The sequence below is a fragment of the Cellvibrio sp. genome (assembly GCF_053579595.1).
The window spans coordinates 1-2,211 of record NZ_JBRFPI010000537.1 but is presented as its reverse complement, the minus strand read 5'-3'; the positions used below and the strand labels follow the sequence as shown (position 1 = coordinate 2,211).

General features: G+C 42.6%; 1 protein-coding gene. It reads left to right on the top strand.

Annotated elements, in window-relative coordinates:
* A partial coding sequence (locus ACWA6V_RS20840) for an FG-GAP repeat domain-containing protein (protein ID WP_449524284.1) occupies window positions 1-2,211 on the top strand: 2,211 nt, incomplete at both ends.

The window sequence follows — 2,211 nt, the reverse complement described above, 5'->3', positions numbered from 1 at the left end:
ATTATTGGCCAAGTGCTGAGATTGTATCTGGTTTAGATGATGTGAAATCTAAACCATCAAATACCTCTGTTCAAATTGCTTATGGAAACGCTCGTTCAGGCGATGTTGATTTGGCCATGGCTGACTTTGATGGCGATGGGAATACTGATCTCGCAACGTACACTTCCTGGACCGTTTCCAGCGCGAATAAAACAACATATAAGTTGAATTGGTATTCGTTAAATGGAAGCACATTTACTTTACGTGGAAATCTTTATCAGGAAGAAAAAAATAATATCTACCAAGGTTCCGACGGTTACTACTACGACGCAAGTGCGTTAAAGCGATTAGAAACACCGGATATAAATGGTGATGGCCTGTCAGATGTCGCTTTAAAAATGAACTTTAAATGGCAATATGCAATTAGTAATGGTAACGGTCTTACTAACTATGTGTCGTTAGCTGATTTGACTAACAATAATCCCTCTTGGTTTTTTGATGTCAACCGGGATGGTCAAATAGATTTGGTTCGTGTTACTTATGACACAACATTAAAGCTCTATAGCTACTTTGTCAGCTATTGGAGTACTAAGCAAAATCAGTTCTCTGCTGCAGAATTGTTGCGTACAACACCTAATCAAGTGATGACCGTTGGCGACGCCAACGGTGATGGTTGGCTGGATTTTGTTGAATTTGATCAAGCGGCTAAAACCAATAATCAAAATTATATAAAAATATTTGGTTATACCAATTCAGACACAAATGTTGCCAATGGATATCCAGGCGTATTGAAACAAGATGCAATAGTTTCTGTTAAAACAGGGTTGCGTAATTCTGTGGCGATTGAGTATCAGTCACTTATTCGTCCAAATCGTGTTGAACAGAGCATTTGTAGTGGGAGTTATGCGGGTGCTCAGGGTACTGCTTGTCAGGATTATTATGGTATATCTCACTATCAATCATTGCGTTTTGATGTTCAGTTAAAGCCTGGCTCGCTAGATGCAGAAAGTGTTGATACTAAAAACTATTACCGCAAAACAAATGAACCTTTTACAGAATTTAATAATTCCCATGCAGGTACAGCAAGGGTAACTCAACATTTTGGAGTCATTCCAATCGTGACTCGGGTTAAATCTACGAGCACCAATGCTTCATTATTCCAACAGTTGGATACCGATAAGAAGTATTTTTATTCAGTATTGCGCAAGCAAGCAGGTGGTCGTGGTTTGCTGGGTTTTGAGAAAACCTCGGTAGAAGATTTGTTAGCGGGCACAAAAACAGAAACCAGCTGGCGCCAGGACTGGCCCTATACCGGTATAGTCGCCAAACTGGAAGAAAAGGATTTACAAGGTGCTACGCTGCGTGAAGCTGATAACCAACTCACACTCAAAGTATCCAGCGAATCAAGCGGTGCAAAAATTTTTACACCAATAACGCAAGGTCAGCTGGTAAAAACTTATGCTGCTCCGACGGTCGCCGGACAGACTGGGCGTTTGTTGAACACTCAATTAGTAGGGGCACAATCTTCATTATCCGCCACCTCATCGAGCGTTCGTTCTTCATCCAGTGCCAAATCCGCCACTACTTCAAGCAGTGTAATAGCAGCACCTGTTTCCGTGGAATTAACTGCACCCGGTGAAGGGGCCACGCTTAACTATGAGCTAGGCAATAGCGTTTCTCTATCTGCTGTGGTGAAAGCAGCCGATGGTTCTATTTGGAAAGACACCGATGGCTTACCGCCCAAAGTGGTCTTCTATAACTATTGGATGGACAGTGTAAAAGACCAATCACGTCTCTATGAGCCTTTGGCTACAGGCATGGCAGATGGTACCCCGGTAAACTGGACTCCTGATTCGCAAGGTATTTACGCCATTCGTGCAATGGCCTATTTGAATAATGGAACCATTCTTTATTCGAAGCTGGCGGGCGTATGGGTTAATCGTCCAGCAGGAACTCCAGCCGCGCGCTTAATGGCAACCAGTTATGGTAATTCCTATTCGACGGATTGGACCTTTAATTTCGCGGTAGAAGCCAGTGATGAAGATGGAATTGAAAATGTTAGTTTCTACGCGAATGACACATTCATCGGTAATGGTACTTCGATAAATGGTTCGACTGCGCCGCGCCTTGATTGGAAACCCAGTGTTTTAGGCCAATACAAGATTTATGCTTTGGTTAAAGATAAAACGGGCAAGGTCTCCAAGACAAAAACAATGCTCGCTAATTATGGTG